This window comes from Cohnella lubricantis (genome assembly GCF_014212015.1).
Classification (GTDB): domain Bacteria; phylum Bacillota; class Bacilli; order Paenibacillales; family Paenibacillaceae; genus Cohnella; species Cohnella lubricantis.
Map to the genome: position 1 here is coordinate 1 of NZ_JACJVN010000024.1, position 22,712 is coordinate 22,712.

Here is a 22,712-nt window from a genome sequence, read left to right on the forward strand (position 1 = left end):
CGGCTGGAGCGGCTTCGCGAGGAGGCGGAGGCAGAGGATCGCCTCGTTGCCTATGAAGAGTTGAATGCCGAGTTCGCGAGGCTGGCGGACCGCTATGCGGTGCTGTCGCTTACGGCGGAGCTGATCCGCAAGACCAAGCTGATATTCGAAGAGGAACGCCAGCCGGAAGTGCTGCAGAAGGCATCGGGCTACTTCGAGCGGATGACGGACGGCGCTTATGCGCGGATCGTCGTGCCTTCGGACGCCGAGACGCTGATCGCGGAGACGAACGACCGGCGCGCGATCGAGGCGCAGCTGCTGAGCCGGGGGACGCGGGAGCAGATGTATCTGGCACTGCGGTTCGCGCTGGCGGGAGCCACCTCGCCGTCGCAGGCGCTGCCGCTGCTTCTGGACGACCTGTTCGTCCACTTCGATGCCGTACGCCTGAAGCGGACGGCGCAGGTGCTCGGAGCCGTGTCGCAGGAGAGGCAAGTCGTGCTGTTCACGTGTCATGAGCATGTCGCACAGACGGTTGCGGGCTCGCTGCCCTCCGCCCAGGTGATCAAGATGGCAAGGAGGGAGGACGCGGCCGGAGCTTCCGGTCTCGCCCCATCAGGAACATCCAGCCGAGGCTGAGCATGCCGAACAGCGGATACAGCGTGGACAGCAGCGGGCCGAAGCCGAACTGGCCGGCGACGAAGCAGATGAACAGCACGGCTAGAACAAGCGCGCTTCTGCTGAACTGCAGCCGCTCCTGCAGCTGCAGCGTCAGCCCGTAAATATCGGCGACGAGCGTCGTGAAGATCTCCATGAAGATGAGGAAGATGAACGCGTAATGCACCCATGGCCCGGTCTCGCGCGCGATGCCGCCCATCGGGATATCGAATTGCTGGATGCCGGGCATGCGCGAAGAGAGCGTCAGATGGCCCGCGAGCAGCATGACGCCGATGCCGATGCCGCCGAGCCAAGCGCCGCGCCTCAGCACGGTCGGGTTCCCGATCGCGGAGCCGACCGGCACGAGCACGGCCTGCGCCATGGACAGGTTAAACGCGGCGTACAGGAACGGGGACATCCAGGCGGCGAACGGCGATTGCTCCGACGTCAGCGTCAGCCAACGTCCGGAGCCGGGTCCGTTAAGCGTGTGGAGAACGAGCACAGCTGTGAACAGGAACATGACGGGGACGACGAGGGTGTTGATCGCGAGGATGGCGTTCATTCCCCTGCGGAGCAAGGCGAAGCAGGCTGCCATCGTGATGAGGAGGCCGGTCTGGTAGGCGATATTCAGATGTTCGGAGAAAATCGATCCTGCCCCCGCCAGCATCACCGCGTTAACGCCGAGCAGCAGGACAAGCATCAGATGGCTGACCCACGTCCCGATCCGCTCCCCGAACAGGTGCTTGTTCAGGTCTTCATAAGACTTCGCCTTCAGTTCAGCGGCGAGCAGCATCATCTTCGCTCCCAGCCAGACGAACAGCAGCGTCGCCGTGGCGATCAAGAGCGCGCCCCAATGGCCGAACCGTGTGAAGAACTGCATCACTTCCCGGCCCGTCGCGAATCCGGCGCCGACGACGGTGCCGATGAACGTGAAGGCAATCTGCATACTCCGGAGCCAAGATCTCATAGGACGGACCCTCCCGAGCGGTTTGTCCGCATTCTTCTCCCTTAAAGGTATGAAGAGAATCGGACGGGCATGCCTCGGAAGCGGCGAATGTTACGGCTGACCGACGAGCTTAATCGAGAGCACTCGGTGCGTATCCGGCGTCAGGTCAACCTTCAGCAGTCCGCCGGTCACTTGGCAGGAGAGCACTTGCGAGTCGGGGTAGAAGGGCAGGCCGAGAGCGGCCGCGGCTTCCGGGCCTCCTGCGCCGATCTCTACGCCCGCAATGCCCGTCTCGGCGCCGGGCGCGGAGATCTCGATATATACGACCATTCCATGCGAATTGAACCCGACCGTCAGGCGGTCATATTCGTTCATCGATACGGCGGCACTGCCGTCCGCGAGGTTGTATCGCTCCGCCGGCTGGCCAAGTAGCCGCTTGATATCTTGCTTGCTCATTCCCAAGGCGATGCCGCCGAGCGATGGCTGATCAGGATCGAATGCCGAACTGGCGGTATCCATATCGTCTGAAGAGTCGATGTGGTCTTCGGATGAATCGGATTGGGCAGCAACGGCCGAGGAGGTAACCAAATGCGCGTTCGATAGCGTATCGGACGGCGATGATAGCTTGTCTTCTGAGCTTGCAGCGCTGCTGCAAGCGGTCAATGCGAGCATAACGGCGAGGGCGAACGTGGCCCGGACGAACGGTACGGATGATCGGCGCATCTGCAACCCGCCTTTCCACCTTGTCTTACTTAATAGGACAGCTTTAGCCGGTGAAAAGTTTCGTATATCCAACACTTTCTCTAACTTAATTGGGATTCCATCGCACCGTTGGATTCGTTGTCGCCAATTTGTGCAAAAAAAGGTTGCAAACTCATCTCAAGCGGTTATAATCTAATGCAAGCTATCGAAACCTATGTCGGAAATCGCTTGATATTATGCGCGGAGTGGAGCTAATGGATATTTTGAAGGAGAGAATTCTCCAGGAAGCAACTGTCGTCAACGCAGGCGTCTTGAAGCTGGATTCGCTGCTCAATCATGGGGTCGACCCGGAACTGACGATGGAGATGGGCAAGGAATTCGCCCGCCGGTTCCAGGGCCGGACGATTACGAAGGTCATCACGGTGGAATCGTCCGGCATACCGGTGGCGTTCGCGACGGCGCTGACGCTTGGCGTGCCGCTCGTATTCGCCCGGCGCAAGAAGACGCTGCTGCAGGATCCGGACGACTATATGGAGCGAGTGCCCTCGTTCACGAAGGGCATCGTGACCGATCTGATCGTCTCGCGGCATCTGCTGGACGAGAACGATTCGGTTCTGTTCATCGACGACATTATCGCCAACGGAGATGCGGCCAAAGGGCTGCTCAAGATTATCGAGCAGGCGAGAGCGAAGGTCGCCGGCATCGGGATCGTGCTCGAGAAGTCGTTCCAGGCAGGCGGCAAGACGCTGCGCGAGCTGGGTTACGAGGTCGAGACGCTGGTGCGGATCTCCTCGCTAGAAGGCAATTCGATCACGTTCGAGTAAGACGAGAGCGGCTAATGGGAACGTTTTCCCAGGCCTATATTGGCTTGAGTCTCTTCACGATCGCGAGCTGTTGCCCTATAATAGGAGTATGTCGCTGAGGGGAGGCGAGCAGAATATGGGAGACAACGCAAACCTGTCGGTTGATTTCTTCGTGAGCAAGCTGGATGACGCCAAGAACCATTTCGAGCGCGCGCTCGACTGCAAGCACACCGAATTCGACGATCTGTATCCTTACATGATCGAGCATCCGCAATTTTTCTGGTACAAACGCTATGTCGCATGGTCGGAGCTGCTGACGATCGTCAAGCTCTGCGAGGAGCTGAACTTCCCGTGGACGGACCGGTTCACGGAACGCCAAGCGGAGTATGTCCGCAATCGCGTGATGTCCGGCACCGTGCTCGATTGCTGGTACGAGACGAACGATACGCGGGAGCATGTGGGGTAACCTCGCGTTCTTGCCCAAGGCCCGCCGGGACGGTAACGTCTTGGGCGGGTCTTCTTGTTGGTCATGTAGATTGAATTAGGAGGTCGGCGAAAGTGACGGAAGAACAATTGGACAAGCTGCGGCTTGACGGTACGAAGGTGCGTGTCGTGCGCGACGCGCTGGAGTTGAACGATGTGGTCGGCTTCGTCGTCGCTTGGGACGATGAGAACGTGCTCATCCGGCGGCCGAACCGCCGAGTCGTGAAGCTGAAGCGGAGCTACGCGATCGTACCGGCGAGCGAGCCGCGCCCGGACGTATTAACTGAAAATTAGAACTTCCAAGCATCGGCTTGACTCTCCCCGGCGCCCGTGCTAAGATAAGTCTCGTGATTGCGACGGGTTAGCCGGAAGACGCCAATAACGCCGGCAGGAATTAGCCTTCATCACATCTTATATGCGGTCGTGGCGGAATTGGCAGACGCGCTAGATTCAGGTTCTAGTGGTGTAACAGCCGTGGAGGTTCGAGTCCTCTCGACCGCACCAACCATACCAATGGAAGTCCTTCTGATCAGAAGGACTTTTTTGTTTTCATTTAATGGGTTGTATGCGTACAATCATCCATGTACTTCTATTCTTTAAACACTCAGGAGGAACCCATGAGCGGAATCGCTAGAACGCCAGAACCGGCGTTAGTCACTTCAGCAATTTTGTTTTTGTTGTCCCATTTAATCCCACTCACTCTAGAATTAAATAAATCTTTAATAGGAATGAATGCCTCTTTGTATTTAAATTCCTTCTCAACTTTTCCTTGATTGATGTGAAGTACCGTATAACTTTTCTCTGAGTTATATGCATTGTTGGCCCTCTCCAAAATTGTCTTGCCAGTAGGAGTGACTGCTAGAACGGAAGAACTAACAACAAATAAAGATAGAGTCATCGTACTAAGTGCGATTAACTTCTTTAACATTTGAGTACATACCTCATTTCTGAAATATTACGCGATGTGAATATTTAATTAGGATTACTTGAAATTATGGTGATCGATTGTGAAGCAATGCTTCCTGTTGAGGGAGACTTGGTTATTAATCCCGGAGACTAGAGCCTTTTCTTCAAATGTACCCCCCCATGAATAGTTCAAATAGACTTATCCTAACGTGTTGTCTAACTATTAAGACGATGTTCGTTATCAATATCTGACGCAAAACATTATATTTTATCGTAATAGGTACTTTGTACCAATTTGTATTATTGATAAATATTGAAAAAGATAGAGGTATAGATTGTTAATCATTTAGAATAATAGTATCGAGAAGCCTTTATACACAAAACTTTTTGTATGGCTGATATGGAAAGTATGGAAGGTATATTCCAATGAGACAATGTATGATTCAACTTTCGAAACAGCGTGCTGCTTTTGCATGCTTGATAATCTGTACTGGGAAGACCCGACGACTTGAACCTGAACGATAACATGCATAGGATTCGTTCTTGGAATCGTTCCCGATTCCACATTATGATATATAATGGGAACGCAAGGAATGAGAAGGGGGCTCTCTCCGGATGACGATGCTGATAAATAATGTTCCGACGAATCGCAAGCAGGTTGCCTTTACGTTCGACGACGGTCCTGATCCAATCTACACGCCGCAGATTCTCGATATTTTCCGGGAAGCGGGCGGCCGGGCGACGTTCTTCATGGTGGGAAGCCAGATCGACAAGTCTCCCGAAGTCGCGAGGCGGGTGCAGGAGCAAGGGCATGAGATTGGCAATCATACCTATACGCATCCGAGATTAATCGATCTTAGCGAAGCCGACCGCGAGGAGGAGCTGCTGCGGACGCATCGATCGATCGAATCGCTGACCGGCGCGGCGCCCCGGACGTTCCGGCCGCCGTACCTCGCGTACGACGAGCAGGTGGAGCTGGCCGCTCGGAAGCTCGGCTACGCGGCGATTGGAGCGGTGAATTCAGAGGCAAGGGATTGGGATCAGCCCGGCGTCGACCATATACTGCAAGCCACTAGAGCGGAAGCGAACCCTGGCGCCATTCTATTGTTCCACGACGGCTTCGGAGACCGGTCCCAGACCGTCGAGGCGGTTCGCCGGCTGGTATCCGAACTGACGGAGCAGGGCTATTCCCTTGTCACTGTTAGCGAATTGTTGGCATCGGGTTCGGAGGCGCGGCAGTTTGGCTAATGATGTGCAAAAAATAAGATTGACACCGGCCGTGCATTCGTGATAAATTATTATCTGTTGACGCCGTAACAACGGCGGCCAACATCAAGGATGTGCGGTCGTGGCGGAATTGGCAGACGCGCTAGATTCAGGTTCTAGTGGTGTAACAGCCGTGGAGGTTCGAGTCCTCTCGACCGCACCAACCACAACAATGGAAACCCTTCTGAGAAGAAGGGTTTTTTTAATGTGCCGATATGGAGATGCGACGGAGACGGCGTGACGGCTCTTCTCTCGGGCTCAAGCGTTCCTTCGTCTGGCGGAGAGCTTGCGCTTGTTGTCAACTGCTGCAGATCTCCTTCTGGACACGGCAGATCTTCTCTTGGCGGCGATCGTACGGGCTTTGAGCCTTCTGAGCCTGCCCAGCTTATTTCGCTTGCGGGCCGAACGCTGTCCTCTGCGGGTTAAGCGTCTCTTCGCTATGCGGGATCTTCGCCGGATAACCCGTCTTCTGCGCCTTGCGGCAGGCAAGCGAACCGGAGCTTCTACTGGTGCTGGGATAGGCGGGCCTTCCGGCGGAACGCCATTCATTCCCTCGCTGATGGCAGCCGGAACTGCAATAGGCGGAACGCCATTCGGCGATGATGCTGGGTGGCCCGCGTCTGCCGGCGGGATGGACTGTGCCTCTTCGGCTTGCGGCCCCGCGGCGTCGGCTAGTGATGCTTCAGCTCCGGCCTCCGGATTCGAGAAGTCGTGGAACCAAGCGGCTTTCGGAAGCGGAGCGATCCATTCGGGGTCCCAACTTGACGCTTGCGCGCGGTCGTTAGAAGCAGAGGAAGCAAGCGGACTAGCAAGGGGCAATTCCCTAACCGAATGCTCTGCGGCACCCATTCCTTCAACAGGCATATCCCGAGCAATCGTCTCCGTGCCGGCCATGTCAGCGGCGGTCGCATCGGCATCCGATTCCAATATTGAAGCTTCAGCCGCAGCATCAATCCGAAGCCATGCTTCGTCAACGTACGGCGCGGAAGGCGCCGTTGTCTCCGAGGCGGCATTCAGCAAGCTCTCCTTAGGCGCAGCTGGATCCGTCTCCACGCGCTTCACTCCCATCTCCCCTATTGTAATTCATTGTTATACATATGTTCCGCGGCAGTGACCGGCATGTACATTCGCGTATATCGCCCGAAGATGTCTATTCATGCTTGTCCGGTTCATAAACTCCATTAAGCAAATTCTCGCCTTCGGGCAAGGAGGGGCAATGGTGAGCATACAACGGAACGTCGGCAGCGAATCGGCGCTGTTCGAGCATCGGTTCTGGCTGCAGGTGTTGGGCGACCACTCGCGGTTTATCCGCGATGCGCTAGCGCCGAAGGAGAAGGCTGATATCGCTGGAGCGGAGCGGTTCATCCAGGCATACGATCAACTGTTGCAGCAGGCGCGGTCGGCGGGGCCAAGTACGGACCTAGGCGAGTTGAACCAAGCGGCGCGCACGGAGACGGCGGCGCTGCGCGAGTTCAAGCTCGATCTGCTGGCGCGATCCTTGACCGGCCGGGTGACGGTATCGCTTCCCCCGACCTTCTTCAGCCATATGCTGAACGAGCTGGATGAGTATGTCCGCATTCTGGACGCTCTGCTCGCCGGACAGCCGGTTCCGGTCTATCACCCGCTGCACCACGACTTGTTATGGCTGCAGGATGCCTACGGTCACGCCGGATCGATCGTGTCGGGCCTCGACCGGATTGAATCGGATCTGCTGCACCGCTTCTCCGAATTCGAGAAGCACTTTCAAGCGTTATACTTAAAATCGGTCGAGATGGCGGGATATCTGCGTACGCAGCTGCGGGACTTCCCTTCGATGCGGAGGTTCCACCATCAGGTGCATCTGGAGATGGCGTTGTTCCGTAAATTCCTGCTTGAGCTCGACGAGATGGAATTCGACGCCGCGGTGCTGGATATTATCAGTCCCTTGATGCCGGATCATATGGCGCGTGAAGAATGCTACTATCTGCTTAAGCTGGCGCAATCGGGAGCCGTTCCGCCGCCGGACTGCGATCCATCCAAGCCCCGCGTCGGAGCTTAAAGACCGCAAGGCAAGAAGCCCCCGAATCGCCAGCGGCGGGTTCGGGGGCTTCTTGCGGTATCGGAAGCTTCCTTCCGGATTAGAACATGACGAGGAAGTAGAACAAGATCGCCAAGGCGAAGCGGTAGTAGGCGAACGGGGCCAAGCCGATACGATTGATCAGCTTGAGGAAGCCGACGATGACCAGCATGGCGACGACGAATGCCGTGACGAAGCCGACCGCGAAGAGCGGGATATCCGACTTCTGAAGCACGTCCAAGCTCTGCACGAAGTCAAGTCCGCTCGCTCCGATCATAATCGGCACTGCCAGAATGAAGGAGAATTCGGCTGCGGTCTTCCGCGACGCTCCGACCAGCAGGCCGCCGCTGATCGTGGAGCCGGAGCGGGAGAAGCCGGGCCACAGCGACAGACATTGGAACAAGCCGATGATGAACGCTTGCTTGTATGTCAGCTCGTCCAGCGATTCGGATCGGCTGCGGCGGGCGAACCGATCGGCGTACAGGAGCAGCAAGCCGCCGATGACGAGGCTGATCAGGACAGGGTACGGTCCGAACAGCTTCTCCTTAATCAGGTCGTGAAGGATGAGGCCGAGGACGACCGCGGGAGCCATCCCGAGAATGACATGGAGCAAATTCAGCGAGCGCTGCCCTTTGGGCCTGCCGACGCCGAGGATCGACCAGAGGCGCTTCCAGAAGACGACGACGACCGCTAGAATCGAGCCCAGCTGAATGATGATCTCGAACGTGCTCGCGCGGTCGCCTTCGAATCCTAATAGGTGGCCGACCAAGATCAAGTGGCCGGTCGAAGACACGGGGGCGAATTCGGTAATCCCTTCCACCGCGCCTTGAATTAAACCGATTAACCAATCGCTCATCAATGAACTTCCTTTCAGCACTATCGCGTTGCTATGTTGAGACAAGAAGGCGATCCAAGCATGGCTTGTCCACCGCCACTTATTCTAGCACATTCGCGGTCACATACAATTGTTCGCACCCATTATTAAGAATTCCTTAATAAGTGACAGCCGCAGGCGGATAGCCGCCTGCGGTCGTCCTTCACAATATGAAGCCGTCTTATCTGCCGCGAGCTCTTGATCCGCCGCGATGGGCGCCCTGCGGGCGGCCGCGAACTTCGGCGGCGCCGTTCACCCAGACGTCCTTCGCTGTGCAAGTATAGATGTGATGAGGGACCGGCACACAATGGTGGCGCCGGATCACTTCGACGGAGTGGACCACGTTGACGACTTGGGGATGGTAGTAGTCCTCGTAGACGACTTGCGGCGGATCGTAGGCGGTCTGCGTAGGGCAGTTCGGGCAGTATTCGTCGGACATGCTGATCAAGCTCCTTTCCTGGGGTGTTGTACAGTATACGGTACGCCTGCGGATCCCGACTGTTCACTTGCCCACGGGCGCGCGGACGAATGTACCGATCCGAACGGACGAACGACGCGGTGTAGACATCGTTCTTCAGCTGTCCAATAAGCGGCATGTCTGAGGTTAACCGAATAATTCCTCAGGACTCAGCGCACACTGAAGAGGATTGTCTCGGCCTATGCGAGGCTAATCCAGACAGCGCAAGAGAGATGATAAGAGAGATGATGGAGCTGTGACAATGCGTTCGCGCAAGGACAGAGCAAGCGCAGAATCGGGAATTCAACCCAGAGCAAGAGCTGGAGCAAGAGATAGAGCGGACGCAAGGAGCGGAGGCTTGCGCCTGCTAGCCGCCGCCATGGCCGCTTCCGCCGTCATCGGTGCGGCGACGTTGACGATGCCAGCCGGCGGTCGAGCATTCGCGGGCGAGCACGCGAATGCAAAGGCGGAGGACCATTCGGCGGTCCCTTCACGGCAGATCGCTATCGTCATCGATGACTTCGGCAACAGCATGAAGGGGACGGAGCAGATGCTGGAACTGCCCGTGCATTTGACCGCGGCCGTCATGCCGTTCCTGCCGACGACGAAGCAGGACGCCGAAGCGGCCCATGCCAAAGGCCACGACGTCATCGTCCATTTGCCGATGGAGCCGGTCCGGGGGAACGCGAACTGGCTCGGCCCGAACGCCATTCTAACGTCGCTGCCGGACGACGAGATTCGGCGCCGGGTGGAGGCGGCGATCGCGGACGTGCCTTATGCGATCGGCATGAACAACCACATGGGCTCCAAAGCGACGGTCGACGAGCGGGTGATGCGGATAGTGCTGCAGGTATGCAAGGAGAAGGGGCTATTCTTCCTCGACAGCCGAACAGCCTGGCGTTCGGTCGTTCCGAAGGTCGCGAAGGAGCTGCAGGTGCCGCTGATCCGCAATGACGTCTTCCTTGATGACGTCTACACGGCGCATCACGTCTCTCATCAATTGACTGTATTGAAGGAGCACTTGGCTAAGCAGGACAGCTGTGTCGTCATCGGGCACGTTGGCCCTCCCGGCTTGATTACGTACGGCGCGCTGAAGTCCGCGATACCGCAATTGCGCAAGGACGCCAGCTTCGTCGGCCTGACGGAGCTGCTGCCTCTGCCTTCAGGCGTGTCGGTCCATTATCGCCAATGAACGCCGCAAGCCTAACAACCCCAAGCTAAGCGCAAGGGCCTCCTTGATCGGCGAGTCCGCAGCTCGCCGTTCGAGGAGGCCCTTGCGGCTAGGGGCGGTTAGCCAATAGGACGCTTAGGCATTACGGGGAAATGCAGCGGTAAGCGATAATCCCTTCGGCAATCGCAGCGGCGATGCGGGTCTGCCCGCGAGTGGAGGTCAGCATCGCACGGTCGCCGGGGTCGCTTAAGAACGCGGTCTCGACGATGACGCTCGGAACGCGGATTCGATTGAGTACATAGAAGCTCGATTCCGCGATCGGATGCCTACTCGTCTTCTGCTGCCGGTTCAGCCCCTCTTGGATGAAAGAGGCAAGCAGCGCACTGCGGCCTTCCGGTTGATGAAGGACGAGAGGACCTCTTTTCCTCCTCTTGGGGGCCCAATTGACATGAATGCTGACGAACATACGCGGCTCGATCTCTTCGCTCAGCCCGCCTCGCTGGGACAAATCCCGGCTGTGCCGCGACGCCCTATGCCAGCGGTTCTCGTCGCTAAGCGCATAATCTCCGGTCCGGTTGAGCACGGCCTTCACGCCGCGGCTGCGGAGGATCAAGTACAGCTTGCGCGAGATGGCCAGATTAATATCCTTCTCCATCACATCGCCCCAATGCGTGCCCGAGTCGATGCCTCCGTGTCCGGCATCGATCAGCACATCCGCCGCGGGCATTGTATGACTGGCCAGAGAGCCGGGCGATAGCGCCGCTGCAGGCGCGAAGCCGGTCAGCAGGCATAAGGCAGGCAGCAGCGCCGCTCCCCAGCCGATGGATCGAAGCTTGCGGCAGATCATCGTCCATACCCTCCTTTTCCCCAATATCCGTTATCTCCGTTAATCATCCGCAGAACCAGCCTTCATATCGTGGCACCGATGCCTTCATCTCATGCAAGCGGAACAGCATTTCCGAAGGTTTGAAGCGCGTGCTTCCGGGGCATCCTAAAGCCAAGAAACGGTGAAGGGGGTCATGGAAGATGGGCGAAGGGTCCGATCTGCTGAAGTATATGACGCACCGGGCGGCTACCTATTTGACGACGCCGCCGGCTCCGGCTGAACGCAAGGCGAATCGGCTGCCGTGGACGACGCAATGGTTCGGCATGGTACCGATGGGGATGCAGCTCTGGTGGGAGGATAAACGAGGCAAGCCGGCCCGTGCCGAAGCTGAGCCGACTTACGAGAACTTATGATCCGAATGAACAAAGCCGCAGTTCCCGTCTGGAGAAGGGAGCCGCGGCTTTCGCATTTATTTGTAGAAAAGTCCGGCTGCACGCAGGGCGGTCAACGGCACGAACCGAACGCCCTCATTGTCGAGGGCCACGTCGATTCGGCCGTTCGACCAGCGCTCATATCCGATGACGGCTAGCGCGTACAGCATGCGATCGCCGAAGGGCTCGGAGACATAGCGCAGCTGCTTGTCTTGCTCGAGCCAACGAAGCAGCGACTGCTCGTTCTTGACGCTGAACGGCTTCTCGTTCATCAGCCACGGAAGCCGCTCGAAAGGGTCGAACGGCGGGTTAAGCCGATAGGCCTCCGCGATTATCTTGGCCTTCGTCTGGCGATCCTGCTTCGCGGATATAGACTGCTGCGGATCCGGCGGTGACGCTTGGGCAGCCTGCACGAGTGTATCCCACTGCCCGTCATCGAGCGGCAATACTTCATCCGTCTTGGCGTCCAGCCAGTAGGTCTGCCCGTTCGCCTGCACCTTCCATACTGCGGCGAAGGGGTGCAAATACAGCTTCTCCGCTTTGAATGCCGGCGTGGAACTAGAGATCAATCCATTGGCGACGAGCGATCGGCCTAGCGCGGCCGCGTCGAACAGCGGCTGCGATCCGGCGCCGTATTCGCCGAGCCGGTATGTGCCGTCTTCAGCGGCATACACGACCAAGTAGCCGACGGGGCGGCCTTCGGCAAGGCGAAGCGTCACGAGCCAGCCATGCGTGCCGGGGCCGAGCGCTTCAATCGTGGGAGAAGCCTGCTTCCATTCGGCGAACGGCTTCTGGGCCGATAAGGCTGCGATCCAGCCGTTGACGGCGCTCTCCAGCTCTCGCGCCGGGGCGGCAACGGGCTTAGAGGCGGCGGATGCGGATTCGGCATTCAGGACGGCTGCCGAGAGTACGAAGCCTGAAGAATCCGGCGGGGCAGCGCGAGCGGCTTGCGATGCCGGAGCCCATGCGGCTGCCAGCGCGCAGAAGGCGGCTAAGCCGAGCATGCGCAGCGGGCGGCGAGCGGTCTCGCGGCTGTGTGAGCCGCTTAGTCGGCTGATCATGGTTATCACCTCGCTATGGATTATAGCGGACAAGCGGCGCCGAAGCTGTTGGAAAGTGTCTGAACTCGGAGGGCCGCTTCGCTTCTAATCTTGTCAATCGATGCCGGGAAGGTGGAAAAGTCCGCAGTTCATGACGGACATCGTCACTCTCGGCCGATATTGCCAGTCAATCTCTTCCTTGCGCTGCCGGAAGCGAGAGCTGAGCGCTTCTCGCTGTTCATTTGTCGCGGAACGCTCGATCATCGGCTCGTAGTATTGCTCGACTCTCGCCAGTTCATCGAGACGCCGCTCCTCGGCTTCCTCCGCCCAGCCGTAGTCCGCGCCGCGCAGCTTCCGCTCGAGCGCGTGCTCCAGCTGGGTCATCGCTTTGCGCAGCGACAAGCCGTTGCGCAGCAGATGCACATTGGACGGCAGGCGTGGCGTCAGCCGCTTGTCCCGAAGGCGCGCCAGGAACCTCTCGTCGATAACGCCGGTCGCGAGCGAGATGCCCATGCCGTACAGCTCCTCGCGCTTCATGTCGCATTCGTAGCTGACTTTGAAGTTCACGCCGAGCCAAGCCGTGTATGGCTGCGAGCCGAGCGGGTGGCCCGGAATCGCCGAACGCTGCGGCTCTTCGAACAGCAGGACGCACTTGCCGAACTGCTGCGCCGAGTCGAAGATCTGCCCAAGCCGTCTCGAGCCGAAGTAGACGTCTTCTTGGATGACGCGTGTCGCGCCGGCCATGAACGATGCGTTCGCGGGCGGATTCGCCGCGTTCTCCTCCGGCGGCTCGAAGCGCCAGCGGAACGTCATCGTCTCCGGCTCCGCCCCGGTGCGGTCGACGAAGCTCCAATAATATGGGCGGTTCGTCAGCGCGCGGTCGGCCGTCGGCGACAGCTTCACGGTTACGTGCGAAGGGCTCTTCTCGACAATATGGCTGTCCGTAGCCTGGAGATAGGAGAGGACGAACTTCTGCACCTGCTTCGCGTTCATGGGCGCTTCTCCTTCTGCAGTTGGCGCTGCGCTTCCAGCAAGGAATCGCCGAGCCCGTCGATGCGCTTGCGCAGGTCGCCGGCGTCGGAAGATTCAAGCACCATTTTCGCCAATTTGCGCTCCAAGGACTCCTCCTTCTCCAGCTGTTCCAGAATCTCGCCGAGCTCTCCGATTACCATTTCAAACATGTTGATTTTCTCATGGAGCAGGTGTACGATATGTTCCTCTATGGTCCCGGTCGTGCACAGATTGAAGATCTTGACGTCCTCCGTCTGGCCGAGCCGGTGCACTCGTCCGATTCGCTGCTCGACGCGCATCGGGTTCCAAGGCAGGTCGAAGTTGATGATATGGTGGCAGAACTGCAGGTTGATGCCCTCGCCTCCGGCTTCCGTGGCGACGAGCACTTGCGCCCTGCGGCGGAACAGGTCCATCATCCAATCCTTCTTGCCCCGGTTCATGCCTCCGCGATAGGGAACGGCGCTTAGGCCATGCTGTTGGAAAAATCGAATCAAGTAATCCTGCGTCGCCCGGTATTCCGTGAACACGATCGCCTTGTCTTGGATGCTCTCGATGAGCTCCATCGTCTTCTCGGCTTTGGTGTTGGCTTTGACGCTGCGGATCCGTTCGACGAGCTCCCAGATTCTCGCATGAAGCGGTGATTCGGGAGCGACCTTCTTGGACAGGTTGATCAGCGTCAGGAACACCGCGTCGCGGCTCGAGCACACTTCCCGCTGCAGCGTGACGAGCGACAGCATGCTGGCCATGTCGCCTCGATCCGACCGCGCATGTTCGCGGACGAACTGCGTGACGCCTTCGTACAGGCTCATCTCTTCAGGCGACAGCTGCAGCGGTACATTGGTCACCATGCGGTCGGTGAATTCGAGCCCGCCGTCGCTGCGCCGGTTGCGGATCATCACCTGCCCGAGCGCGGCCTGCAGCCGGTCCTCGTTCTTGGCGATCCGGCGCGTCGCCACGAAGTTCGTGTTGAAGTCGCCTTCGCCGCCTAATTGGCCCGGCTTGAGCAGGGTGATCAGGTTGTACAGCTCGGACAAGTCGTTCTGCACCGGGGTGGCGGTGAGCAGCAGACAATACTTCTTGCGCAGGTCGACGACGAATTGATAGTTGCCGGTCTTCTTATTCTTAAGCTTGTGCGCTTCGTCGATGATCAGCATGTCGTATTCGCTGTCCAGCAGAGCGGAGCGGTGAGGCTCGCGCTTGGCCGTGTCGATGGAGGCGACGACGATGTCGTTCTCCCATGTGTAGGCCTTCTTCTGCGCGACGGCCGGGATGCCGAACTTCCCGCTCAGCTCCCGCACCCATTGGAGCACGAGGGAGGCCGGCACGAGAATGAGGGCCTTCTTCACGAGGCCGCGAACGAGATATTCCTTCAGAATAAGACCGGCTTCGATCGTCTTGCCGAGCCCGACCTCGTCGGCCAGAATGGCCCGTCCTCTCATCTCATAGAGCACGCGCCGCGCCGTCTCCAGCTGATGGGGCAGCGGCGTCAACTGCGGGAGCAGCCGCAGCGACTGAAGCTCGCCGAAGTCGGCGATCCGAAGCGCGTCCTGGGCTTCCCACGCCATCTGGTACAAGCCCCAGTCGTCCCAAGGCCCGCCGCGTTCGAGGCGGCGCTCCAATTCTTCGAGAGGAGCGCGGTCGATATAGAGATCGACGAGCGGATGGAGCTTGCGGACGGACTGGCCGGGTCTGGCGGCGGGAGTGCCCGCGGCAGATTCGGCCGCGTTGCCGGCGGCGGCGGGCAAGGGCCGAGCAGCATCCGGCGCTAGAGCGCCAATCGGCAGCGCATGAAGCGGTGCGCCCAGCGAAGGCGTTCCCGGCGGCGTGCCCAGCGGGAGAGCGGCTTCGGCCAGCTCTTCCGGCCGCTCGGCGGCGTCTGTGAGAAGCGGATCGTTGCGCATAGCGGGTTGGCCTCCTGACAGTCGTAGAATGGATATGACGGCGACGCGCAGCGTGAGAAAGGCGAAATTCACCATTAGTATGAGCAACAACCGCTTTTTCAAACCAAAGCGCTTGGGAAGTTGTCTCTCTACATCTAGTAGAAGCTGATTGGGAGCTGTTGCGATCGACGCCGATTGACGCTTGCGACATGATTCTGGCAAATGGTACTCTGGGTTATAGCCTCACCATATGTGGTGCAGTATAATGGTATTCGCGCACAATATATTGTACAATTTACATATGAGTTGGTCGTGATTGGCAGTTTGGGGAACCTAGCAATATGGGATTTAGCATACGTAATTTGGGAGAGGGAGTGCCGGATTTGAAGACGACAACGGAGCAAACGAGACGGCTGGAAGGCTTGAGCGAGAAGATTTTCTTGGATCGCTATGCGTGGAAGAACGCCGATTCCAGCGCAGCGGATGTAGGAGACGTTGTGCTCGTATTGACGAAGGACGACCCGAAGTTCCCGGCGAAGGAAGTCGGGGAGGTCGTCGCGCGCGACGGGCGCAAGGCGACCGTGAAGACGAGAAGCGGCGAGCTGGTCGAATCGGACGTTGAGAAGCTGACGCTGACGATCGAGAAGACGCCGGAGGAGATGTGGACTCGCCTCGCGAACGCCATGGCTTCGGTCGAGCCGACGAAGGACAAGCAGAAGGAGTGGGCGAAGAAGTTCCGCTGGCTGCTCGACGATTGGAAGCTGGTGCCGGGCGGACGGATCGCCGCCGGCGCCGGAGCGAGCGACGAACTGACGCTGTTCAACTGCTACGTGATCCCTTCGCCTAAGGACAGCCGGGGCGGCATCATGGAGACGCTCAGCGAGATGACCGAGATTATGGCTCGCGGCGGCGGCGTCGGGATCAACCTGTCTTCGCTGCGTCCGCGCCGCTCCATCGTGAAGGGCGTGAACGGCTCGTCCAGCGGCGCGGTCTCTTGGGGCGGCCTGTTCAGCTATACGACCGGCCTGATCGAGCAGGGCGGCAGCCGCCGCGGCGCGCTCATGCTCATGATCAACGACTGGCATCCGGACGTCATGGACTTCATCACCGTCAAGCAGACGATGGGCCAAGTGACGAACGCCAACCTGTCCGTTTGCGTCAGCAACGGCTTCATGAAGGCGGTGAAGGAAGACCTCGATTGGGAGCTCGTCTTCCCGGATACGAAGGACCCGGACTACGACACGATGTGGGACGGCGATCTCGACAAGTGGAAGAAGGCCGGCAAGGAAGTTATCCATTATAAGACGGTGCGCGCGAGGGAGATCTGGAAGACGATCATCGAATCGGCTTGGAAGTCCGCGGAGCCCGGCGTCGTGTTCATGGAATATTACAACCAGATGTCCAACAGCTGGTATTTCAACCCGATTATCTGTACGAATCCGTGCGGCGAGCAAGGACTTCCGGCGTGGGGCGTCTGCAACCTGTCGGCGATCAACCTGTCCAAGTTCTATGATGCCGAGAAGCACGACGTCGCTTGGGAGGAGCTGGCGACGGTCGTCCGTTATTCGACGCGGTTCCTGGACAACGTCATCGACAAGACGCCGTATCACTTCCCGGAGAACGAGGCGAACCAGAAGAAGGAGCGCCGCGTAGGTCTTGGCACGATGGGACTCGCCGAGCTGATGATTCATCTGGAGATCCGCTACGGCAGCCCGGAGAGTCTGGCGTTCCTCGACAAGCTGTACGGCTTCATGGCTCGCGAAGCGTATCTGGCGTCGAGCGAGATCGCGGCGGAGAAGGGCACGTTCGAGGCGTTCGAGACGGAGAAGTTCCTGCAGAGCGGCTTTATGAAAAACATGGTGTCCGTCTACCCCGAAGTCCGGGATGCGATTCGCAAGAACGGCATGCGCAACGTGACCGTCATTACGCAGGCGCCGACCGGTTCGACCGGCACGATGGTGGGCACGTCGACGGGCATTGAGCCTTACTTCGCGTTCGAATTCTTCCGCCAGAGCCGTCTTGGCTTCGACAAGCAGTATGTCCCGATCGCTCAGGAGTGGAGGGACGCGCATCCGGGCGAAGAGCTGCCGGAGTGGTTCGTGACGGCGATGGACCTGTCCGCGAAGGATCATATCCGCGTGCAGGCCGCCATTCAGCGCTGGGTCGACAGCTCGATCTCGAAGACGGCCAACTGCCCGGCCGACTTCACGGTCGAGGAGACGGCCGAGCTGTATGAGCTCGCGTTCGAGCTTGGCTGCAAGGGCGTCACGATCTACCGCGACGGCAGCCGCGACGTGCAGGTGCTGAGCACGTCGAAGGATGAGAAGAAGAGCGATGCGGTCGGCGCGGGGACGAATGCGGATGCGTCGGCAGCGGAATCGGTCGCGGCGGCATCAGCCTCGGCAGCGGCTCCGGCGACGGCTGGCGAGACGGCGGCGATCGGCGGGCTGGAAGCAACGCTTCCGGTGAAGGTGGAGCCGGAGCAGAAGCGCGTGTTCGACAAGCAGTACAAGAGCCGTCCGAAGGTGCTTCGCGGCGCGACGTACAAGTTCAACACGCCGTTCGGCATGGCGTACATCACCGTCAACGACATCGACGGCACGCCGGGCGAGATCTTCCTGAACGTCGGCAAGGCCGGCTCCGACGTGTTCGCGATGGCGGAAGCGCTCGGCCGCGTCTGCTCACTGTTCCTGCGGTACGGCGACCACGGCAACAAGGTGCAGCTGCTCGTCAAGCACCTGAAGGGCATCGGCGGCTCCGGCGCCGTCGGCTTCGGCCCGAACCGCGTCGAGTCGATCGCAGACGCGGTGGCGAAGGCGCTTGAGCTGCACGCGGATCTGATCGCGGAGGACGAAGTGACGGCGACGGCGGAAGCGCCGATCGCGGCGACGTCCGCGGCGGTTGGCGGAGCGGATGACAGCCACGGCCACAGCCACGGGGCGCAAGGCAGCTTCGCTTATACGTCGAAGGATCTGTGCCCGTCCTGCGGCTCGGCTTCGCTGCTGAACGTCGAAGGCTGCAAGACGTGCCAGAACTGCGGCTATAGCAAGTGTTCATGATCGGCGGCGGCGAAGAGCGCCGTCGAGGCTCTCTCTCGCCAATAACGGAACGACGTTCCGTTATTGGTGGGCTGGAGCATGCTGTACGCGGAAATAACGGAACGCCGTTCCGTTATTTCCGCGTTTTAAGTCGGTTACTCTTAAAAATGTCACGAATAACGGAACGGCGTTCCTTAATTGCTTCTGCGAGCAGGCGAGTACGGCGAGATAACGGAACCAGCTTCCGTTATGGCGGGACGCAGCCTTAGCTGCGGACTTATCGGATCCGCGTCGAGCGGGGGGCGCGAAAGGACGAGGACATCGATCGGGCGATCGATGTCCTTTTCGAATTAGGAGTCGTGGCGCACTGTACTGTGCTGTCTGGCGTTGTCACTCGATCCGTTGCCGGTATTCCCTAGGTGACAACCCCGTCTTGGTGCGGAACAGCTTGTTGAAATAGCCGATGTCCTGATAGCCGACGGCGGAAGCAATGTCCGCGATCTTGCGTTCGGTCGTGCGGAGCAGCCTGCAGGCTTCGTCGATTCGGACGGATTGAACGTAATCGATGAAGGTCATGCCCGTTCGCTCTTTGAATTTCCGGTGGAATTGCCGCTCCCCAAGCGAAGCCAAATCGGCTGCTTCTCTTAAGGTGATCGGAGAATCGAAGCGGGTATGGATCAGATAGAGCGCCGCTTCCATATCCGTCGAAGCGATGCTTCGCGAGCTGCTCGCCGGTTCCTCCTGATCGCGATGAAGGTGTAGAAGAAGCTCCAGAACAGCCAAGTGCAGTCCCGTAATCCAGCCTGGACGCATCGTGGCGTATTCGTCATACAGCTTCAGGAAGAGCCTGCGGACATCGCCGTGATCGTCGCGGTATTGGCGCCACACGGGCTGCTCCAGTAGGGAAGCAAGCGCGTCTCCTCCAGGGAAGTGCTGCAGCAAGGGAAGGACGGACTCCAATGCCATGACGCAGTTATAGACGATGAGCGGGCGAGCTGGCGATGCGGCAGCCGGGCGGAAAACGTGGGAGACTCCGATGGGAATGAGGAAGATGTCCCCTTGATGCACATGCAAAGCGCTGTCGCCTATATAATGAGTGCCCGCTCCCTCGGCGACGTATGTAATCTCGAGAAAATCGTGCCTATGTTCGATGACATCGAACGTCTCGACCGCCCGATTGACGAATATCGGGACCTCCGGACGGAAGAGTGATTCGCCTTTGTATACTTCGATTGAGCGTTGAATGACCATCGACATCGCTCCCCTTTATCCTTTTCGAAGTCCGAAATACCATGTCTAAAAGTCCGAATCACCCGCATTCTAGAACTTTATTCCATCTTATGATGAGATCATAGCGAGTTCAAGCAGGAGGTTGATTCAATGGCTGATTTGCTAGTGAAAAAGTTGACGTGCGAATATCGCCAGCATTGGCTGGGCACCGATGTACGCAAGCCCCGGTTCAGTTGGCATATCCAATCTGACCGTCGCGGGACGCTGCAAACCGCCTACCGGTTGCAGGTCGCTGTCGGTGAGACCGGATTCCGCGACTTGGTATGGGATTCCGGCGAAGTGAGGTCCGAGCAATCGATGCATGTCGAATATGGGGGCGCTCCGCTTCAATCACGCACCCGCTACGAGTATCGCGTGAAGGTGCGGGATAACTTCGGGCGCGAATCCGACTGGAGCGAGACGGATTGGTACGAGACCGCTCTCCTGACCGCCGAGGAATGGATCGCGAAGTGGATCACGCCGTCGGCTGATATCATCGACCCGCAAGACGAGGCCGCCTTTCTGCTGCGCAAGACCTTCGTTCTCCGCGGTCCTGTCCGTTCCGCCCGTATCTATGCCAGCGCGGCGGGCGTATATGAGATCGAGTTGAATGGGAGTAGGGTCGGAGACGACTTTATGGCCCCGGGTTGGACCAGCTATACGAAGCGGACTCAATACCAGACCTATGACGTTACCGCCGCTCTGACCGAAGAAGCGAACGGCATCGGAATCGCGCTAGCCGATGGGTGGTACAAAGGGAATCTCGCATGGGAGAATCATCGGAATCTATTCGGAGATCGGCGGGCGGCATTGCTGCAGCTGCATATCCGTTATGAAGACGGCACGGAAGAGGTCATCGGGACGGACAGCACTTGGTCGGCCTCTCAAGGGCCGATCCGCTATGCCGAGATCTATCACGGGGAGACGTACGATGCCCGGCTTGAACGGCAAGGGTGGAGCCAAGCCGGCTTTGACGACTCGGCATGGTCGGCCGCGGAGACGCTCGACTTGCCGTTCTCGACGCTCGTCGCGCAAGAGAACTGGCCGTCGCGCGTGACGGAGGTGCTGAAGCCGATCTCCTTGATTCGCACGCCAAGAGGCGAGACCGTTCTCGATATGGGCCAGAATATGGTCGGCCGAATTCGATTCTCGGTCGAGGCGCCAGCCGGGACGGAGATTCGGCTACAGCACGCGGAGGTATTGGATCGGGAAGGCAACTTCTACATCGGCAACCTGCGTACCGCCAAGCAAACCGTGACGTATATCGCCCGAGGCGAAGGAGTGGAGACGTACGCGCCGCACTTCTCATTCCAAGGATTCCGCTATGTGAAGGTTGAAGGCTATCCGGGGCAGGAGCATGGATTGCCGCTGGAGCGGTTCGAAGGCGAAGTCATTCACTCGGATATGGAGCCGACGGGCGAGTTCGAATGCTCGAACGAGATGGTCAACCAGCTGCAGCGCAACATCGTCTGGGGGCAGCGCGGTAATTTCCTCGACGTGCCGACCGATTGCCCGCAGCGCGATGAGCGGTTGGGCTGGACGGGCGACGCCCAGGTATTCGTGCGCACGGCCGCGTTCAACTATCAGGTGGCGCCGTTCTTCACCAAATGGCTGCGCGACTTGCGGGCGGATCAGCTGCCGAACGGAGGCGTGCCGTTCGTCGTCCCTCACGTATTGGACGAGAACGCGTACTCTTCCTCCGCATGGGGCGATGCCGCTGTGATCTGTCCGTGGACGATGTACCTGACCTATGGGGATAAGAGGCTCCTAGCCGAGCAATACGACAGCATGAAGGCTTGGGTGGAATATATCCGGAGCCAGGGCGATCAGGAATACTTGTGGAATACGGGCTTCCACTTCGGCGATTGGCTCGGACTCGACGCCAAGGAGAACAGCTACGTCGGCGCGACGCCGAGAGAGTTGATCGCTACCGCTTTCTACGCGCATTCGACGCGGCTTCTGCGGGATGCCGCCGTCGTGCTCGGGTATGCGGAGGAAGTGCGGCGGTACAGTGAATTGCTGGAGCGGGTCAAGCAGGCGTTCCGGGACGAGTTCGTCACCCCGGCCGGCCGGGTCGCGGCGCCGACACAAACTGCGCATGCGTTGGCGCTGATGTTCGGCTTGGTCGAAGGAGCGGCGAAGGAGCGGGCCGCCCGCGATCTGAATGAGCTGGTCGTGCAGAATGAGTATCATCTGACGACGGGCTTCGTCGGGACGCCTTATCTGTGCCATGTATTGTCGGAGCACGGCTATCATGACACATCCGTTAAGCTGCTGCTGCAGCAATCGTATCCCTCGTGGCTCTATTCCATTACCCAAGGGGCGACGACGATCTGGGAACACTGGGACGGCATCAAGCCGGACGGGTCCTTCTGGAGCGACGACATGAATTCCTATAATCACTATGCCTATGGCGCCATCGGGGAGTGGTTATACCGCACCGTCGCCGGGCTTGATCTGGACGAGTCGGGGCCAGCGTTCAAGCGAATCCGCATCGAGCCCCGGTTCGCGGACGGGGAGTTGATGAGTGCCCGCGCGTCGCTGATCACTCCTTACGGGAGAGCGGAATCGTCCTGGCGGATTGAGAACGGCAAGACGAAGCTCGCCGTAGAAGTGCCCGTGAACGCGGCCGCACAAGTTCTTCTTCGCGGAGCCGCGCTGGAGGACGTACGGGAGAATGGCGCCGAATTGACCGCCGTTCAAGGCATCGGCGAATATAAGCAGACACCGGAAGGCGTTCGGTTGACGATCGGATCGGGGACGTACAGCTTTACTTGGTGACAATGGATGAGGGCAGACTGTCGCTGACGGTCTGCCTGCCTTTATTAAACGACGACTAAAAATAATATAACGGTTGCTCTTATCCGAAAAGCCAAGCTGCGACTTCTCATTATAGTCGATTGCTTGGCCTTTTCACATT

General features: G+C 58.9%; 21 protein-coding genes and 2 tRNA genes. 12 read left to right on the forward strand and 11 right to left on the reverse strand.

From position 1 onward, the window contains the following. Window positions 1-615, forward strand: a 615-nt coding sequence (locus H4Q31_RS05925) for an ATP-binding protein (protein ID WP_376698220.1), incomplete at its 5' end; no start/stop codon positions are given. Here H4Q31_RS05925 and H4Q31_RS05930 read toward each other — a convergent pair. Both H4Q31_RS05930 and H4Q31_RS05935 read right to left on the reverse strand, forming a co-directional pair. After that, the gene (locus H4Q31_RS05930) at window positions 542-1,600 is read right to left on the reverse strand and encodes a YkvI family membrane protein (protein WP_185178159.1); all 1,059 of its coding nucleotides are present in this window, start codon (window positions 1,598-1,600) and stop codon (window positions 542-544) included. The genes H4Q31_RS05925 and H4Q31_RS05930 overlap by 74 nt on opposite strands. A 90-nt stretch (window positions 1,601-1,690) precedes the next feature. Next, window positions 1,691-2,302: a hypothetical protein gene (locus tag H4Q31_RS05935; protein WP_185178160.1), complete on the reverse strand. Its 612-nt coding sequence runs from the start codon at window positions 2,300-2,302 to the stop codon at window positions 1,691-1,693. Window positions 2,303-2,535: 233 nt separating this feature from the next. On the opposite strand from H4Q31_RS05935, the gene H4Q31_RS05940 reads away from it, so the two are divergent. The 4 genes from H4Q31_RS05940 to H4Q31_RS05955 all read left to right on the forward strand — a co-directional run bounded on the left by H4Q31_RS05940 (window position 2,536) and on the right by H4Q31_RS05955 (window position 4,071). After that, window positions 2,536-3,105, forward strand: a complete 570-nt coding sequence (locus H4Q31_RS05940; RefSeq protein ID WP_185178161.1) for a xanthine phosphoribosyltransferase — start codon at window positions 2,536-2,538, stop codon at window positions 3,103-3,105. A 115-nt stretch (window positions 3,106-3,220) separates the two neighbouring features. Then, the gene (locus H4Q31_RS05945) at window positions 3,221-3,550 is read left to right on the forward strand and encodes a hypothetical protein (protein WP_185178162.1); all 330 of its coding nucleotides are present in this window, start codon (window positions 3,221-3,223) and stop codon (window positions 3,548-3,550) included. Window positions 3,551-3,642: 92 nt separating this feature from the next. Further along, a complete protein-coding gene (locus H4Q31_RS05950; RefSeq protein ID WP_185178163.1) occupies window positions 3,643-3,861 on the forward strand; it encodes a hypothetical protein in 219 nt (72 codons plus the stop codon). 123 nt (window positions 3,862-3,984) lie between these two features. Next, window positions 3,985-4,071 (forward strand) — tRNA-Leu (locus tag H4Q31_RS05955). A gap of 100 nt (window positions 4,072-4,171) precedes the next feature. On the opposite strand, the gene H4Q31_RS05960 is transcribed toward H4Q31_RS05955, so the two are convergent. After that, window positions 4,172-4,495, reverse strand: a complete 324-nt coding sequence (locus tag H4Q31_RS05960; RefSeq protein WP_185178164.1) for a hypothetical protein — start codon at window positions 4,493-4,495, stop codon at window positions 4,172-4,174. Between the two features lie 593 nt (window positions 4,496-5,088). Between H4Q31_RS05960 and H4Q31_RS05965 the strand changes: the two genes are divergently transcribed. Both H4Q31_RS05965 and H4Q31_RS05970 read left to right on the forward strand, forming a co-directional pair. Beyond that, entirely contained in the window at window positions 5,089-5,721 is a 633-nt protein-coding gene (locus tag H4Q31_RS05965; RefSeq protein ID WP_245347311.1) for a polysaccharide deacetylase family protein, read from the forward strand. Window positions 5,722-5,815: 94 nt separating this feature from the next. Then, window positions 5,816-5,902, forward strand: a tRNA-Leu gene (locus tag H4Q31_RS05970). A gap of 95 nt (window positions 5,903-5,997) precedes the next feature. Here H4Q31_RS05970 and H4Q31_RS05975 read toward each other — a convergent pair. After that, entirely contained in the window at window positions 5,998-6,801 is an 804-nt protein-coding gene (locus tag H4Q31_RS05975) for a hypothetical protein (RefSeq protein ID WP_185178165.1), read from the reverse strand. 157 nt (window positions 6,802-6,958) lie between these two features. On the opposite strand from H4Q31_RS05975, the gene H4Q31_RS05980 reads away from it, so the two are divergent. After that, on the forward strand, window positions 6,959-7,777 hold the full coding sequence (locus tag H4Q31_RS05980; RefSeq protein WP_376698221.1) for a DUF2935 domain-containing protein: 819 nt from the start codon (window positions 6,959-6,961) through the stop codon (window positions 7,775-7,777). A gap of 79 nt (window positions 7,778-7,856) precedes the next feature. Here the strand turns inward: H4Q31_RS05980 and bacA are convergent, their stop codons facing one another. After that, window positions 7,857-8,651, reverse strand: coding sequence for an undecaprenyl-diphosphate phosphatase (bacA, locus tag H4Q31_RS05985; protein WP_185178167.1), 795 nt, complete (start codon window positions 8,649-8,651; stop codon window positions 7,857-7,859). Between the two features lie 199 nt (window positions 8,652-8,850). Continuing rightward, on the reverse strand, window positions 8,851-9,108 hold the full coding sequence (locus H4Q31_RS05990; RefSeq protein ID WP_185178168.1) for a hypothetical protein: 258 nt from the start codon (window positions 9,106-9,108) through the stop codon (window positions 8,851-8,853). A gap of 436 nt (window positions 9,109-9,544) precedes the next feature. On the opposite strand from H4Q31_RS05990, the gene H4Q31_RS05995 reads away from it, so the two are divergent. Further along, entirely contained in the window at window positions 9,545-10,318 is a 774-nt protein-coding gene (locus H4Q31_RS05995) for a divergent polysaccharide deacetylase family protein (protein WP_376698223.1), read from the forward strand. A gap of 121 nt (window positions 10,319-10,439) precedes the next feature. On the opposite strand, the gene H4Q31_RS06000 is transcribed toward H4Q31_RS05995, so the two are convergent. Then, window positions 10,440-11,144 (reverse strand): N-acetylmuramoyl-L-alanine amidase family protein, encoded by a 705-nt coding sequence (locus tag H4Q31_RS06000; RefSeq protein WP_185178169.1) that lies wholly within the window; start codon window positions 11,142-11,144, stop codon window positions 10,440-10,442. 179 nt (window positions 11,145-11,323) lie between these two features. On the opposite strand from H4Q31_RS06000, the gene H4Q31_RS06005 reads away from it, so the two are divergent. Beyond that, window positions 11,324-11,536 carry a YqzE family protein gene (locus H4Q31_RS06005; RefSeq protein ID WP_185178170.1) on the forward strand — a complete coding sequence of 71 codons (213 nt, stop codon included), beginning with the start codon at window positions 11,324-11,326 and terminating at the stop codon, window positions 11,534-11,536. A gap of 56 nt (window positions 11,537-11,592) precedes the next feature. Here H4Q31_RS06005 and H4Q31_RS06010 read toward each other — a convergent pair whose 3' ends face one another. The 3 genes from H4Q31_RS06010 to H4Q31_RS06020 all read right to left on the reverse strand — a co-directional run bounded on the left by H4Q31_RS06010 (window position 11,593) and on the right by H4Q31_RS06020 (window position 15,506). Further along, window positions 11,593-12,615 carry a hypothetical protein gene (locus H4Q31_RS06010; protein ID WP_185178171.1) on the reverse strand — a complete coding sequence of 341 codons (1,023 nt, stop codon included), beginning with the start codon at window positions 12,613-12,615 and terminating at the stop codon, window positions 11,593-11,595. Between the two features lie 93 nt (window positions 12,616-12,708). Next, entirely contained in the window at window positions 12,709-13,587 is an 879-nt protein-coding gene (locus tag H4Q31_RS06015; RefSeq protein WP_185178172.1) for a YqhG family protein, read from the reverse strand. Next, window positions 13,584-15,506, reverse strand: coding sequence for a DEAD/DEAH box helicase (locus H4Q31_RS06020; RefSeq protein WP_245347313.1), 1,923 nt, complete (start codon window positions 15,504-15,506; stop codon window positions 13,584-13,586). Before H4Q31_RS06020 ends, H4Q31_RS06015 begins: the two co-directional genes overlap by 4 nt. A 362-nt stretch (window positions 15,507-15,868) precedes the next feature. Between H4Q31_RS06020 and H4Q31_RS06025 the strand changes: the two genes are divergently transcribed. Beyond that, on the forward strand, window positions 15,869-18,544 hold the full coding sequence (locus H4Q31_RS06025) for an adenosylcobalamin-dependent ribonucleoside-diphosphate reductase (protein WP_376698222.1): 2,676 nt from the start codon (window positions 15,869-15,871) through the stop codon (window positions 18,542-18,544). A 369-nt stretch (window positions 18,545-18,913) separates the two neighbouring features. On the opposite strand, the gene H4Q31_RS06030 is transcribed toward H4Q31_RS06025, so the two are convergent. Continuing rightward, on the reverse strand, window positions 18,914-19,774 hold the full coding sequence (locus tag H4Q31_RS06030) for an AraC family transcriptional regulator (protein WP_185178174.1): 861 nt from the start codon (window positions 19,772-19,774) through the stop codon (window positions 18,914-18,916). Window positions 19,775-19,903: 129 nt separating this feature from the next. On the opposite strand from H4Q31_RS06030, the gene H4Q31_RS06035 reads away from it, so the two are divergent. After that, complete coding sequence (locus tag H4Q31_RS06035) at window positions 19,904-22,573, forward strand: family 78 glycoside hydrolase catalytic domain (RefSeq protein WP_185178175.1); 2,670 nt, start codon at window positions 19,904-19,906, stop codon at window positions 22,571-22,573. Window positions 22,574-22,712 lie beyond the last annotated feature (139 nt).

Coding starts and splice junctions, on each gene's coding strand:
- H4Q31_RS05930 (WP_185178159.1), bottom strand. CDS start 1,600: ATGAGATCTTGGCTCCGGAGTATGCAGATTGCCTTCACGTTCATCGGC.
- H4Q31_RS05935 (WP_185178160.1), bottom strand. CDS start 2,302: ATGCGCCGATCATCCGTACCGTTCGTCCGGGCCACGTTCGCCCTCGCC.
- H4Q31_RS05940 (WP_185178161.1), top strand. CDS start 2,536: ATGGATATTTTGAAGGAGAGAATTCTCCAGGAAGCAACTGTCGTCAAC.
- H4Q31_RS05945 (WP_185178162.1), top strand. CDS start 3,221: ATGGGAGACAACGCAAACCTGTCGGTTGATTTCTTCGTGAGCAAGCTG.
- H4Q31_RS05960 (WP_185178164.1), bottom strand. CDS start 4,495: ATGTTAAAGAAGTTAATCGCACTTAGTACGATGACTCTATCTTTATTT.
- H4Q31_RS05965 (WP_245347311.1), top strand. CDS start 5,089: ATGACGATGCTGATAAATAATGTTCCGACGAATCGCAAGCAGGTTGCC.
- bacA (WP_185178167.1), bottom strand. CDS start 8,651: ATGAGCGATTGGTTAATCGGTTTAATTCAAGGCGCGGTGGAAGGGATT.
- H4Q31_RS05990 (WP_185178168.1), bottom strand. CDS start 9,108: ATGTCCGACGAATACTGCCCGAACTGCCCTACGCAGACCGCCTACGAT.
- H4Q31_RS05995 (WP_376698223.1), top strand. CDS start 9,545: ATGCCAGCCGGCGGTCGAGCATTCGCGGGCGAGCACGCGAATGCAAAG.
- H4Q31_RS06000 (WP_185178169.1), bottom strand. CDS start 11,144: ATGATCTGCCGCAAGCTTCGATCCATCGGCTGGGGAGCGGCGCTGCTG.
- H4Q31_RS06005 (WP_185178170.1), top strand. CDS start 11,324: ATGGGCGAAGGGTCCGATCTGCTGAAGTATATGACGCACCGGGCGGCT.
- H4Q31_RS06010 (WP_185178171.1), bottom strand. CDS start 12,615: ATGATCAGCCGACTAAGCGGCTCACACAGCCGCGAGACCGCTCGCCGC.
- H4Q31_RS06015 (WP_185178172.1), bottom strand. CDS start 13,587: ATGAACGCGAAGCAGGTGCAGAAGTTCGTCCTCTCCTATCTCCAGGCT.
- H4Q31_RS06020 (WP_245347313.1), bottom strand. CDS start 15,506: ATGCGCAACGATCCGCTTCTCACAGACGCCGCCGAGCGGCCGGAAGAG.
- H4Q31_RS06030 (WP_185178174.1), bottom strand. CDS start 19,774: ATGGTCATTCAACGCTCAATCGAAGTATACAAAGGCGAATCACTCTTC.
- H4Q31_RS06035 (WP_185178175.1), top strand. CDS start 19,904: ATGGCTGATTTGCTAGTGAAAAAGTTGACGTGCGAATATCGCCAGCAT.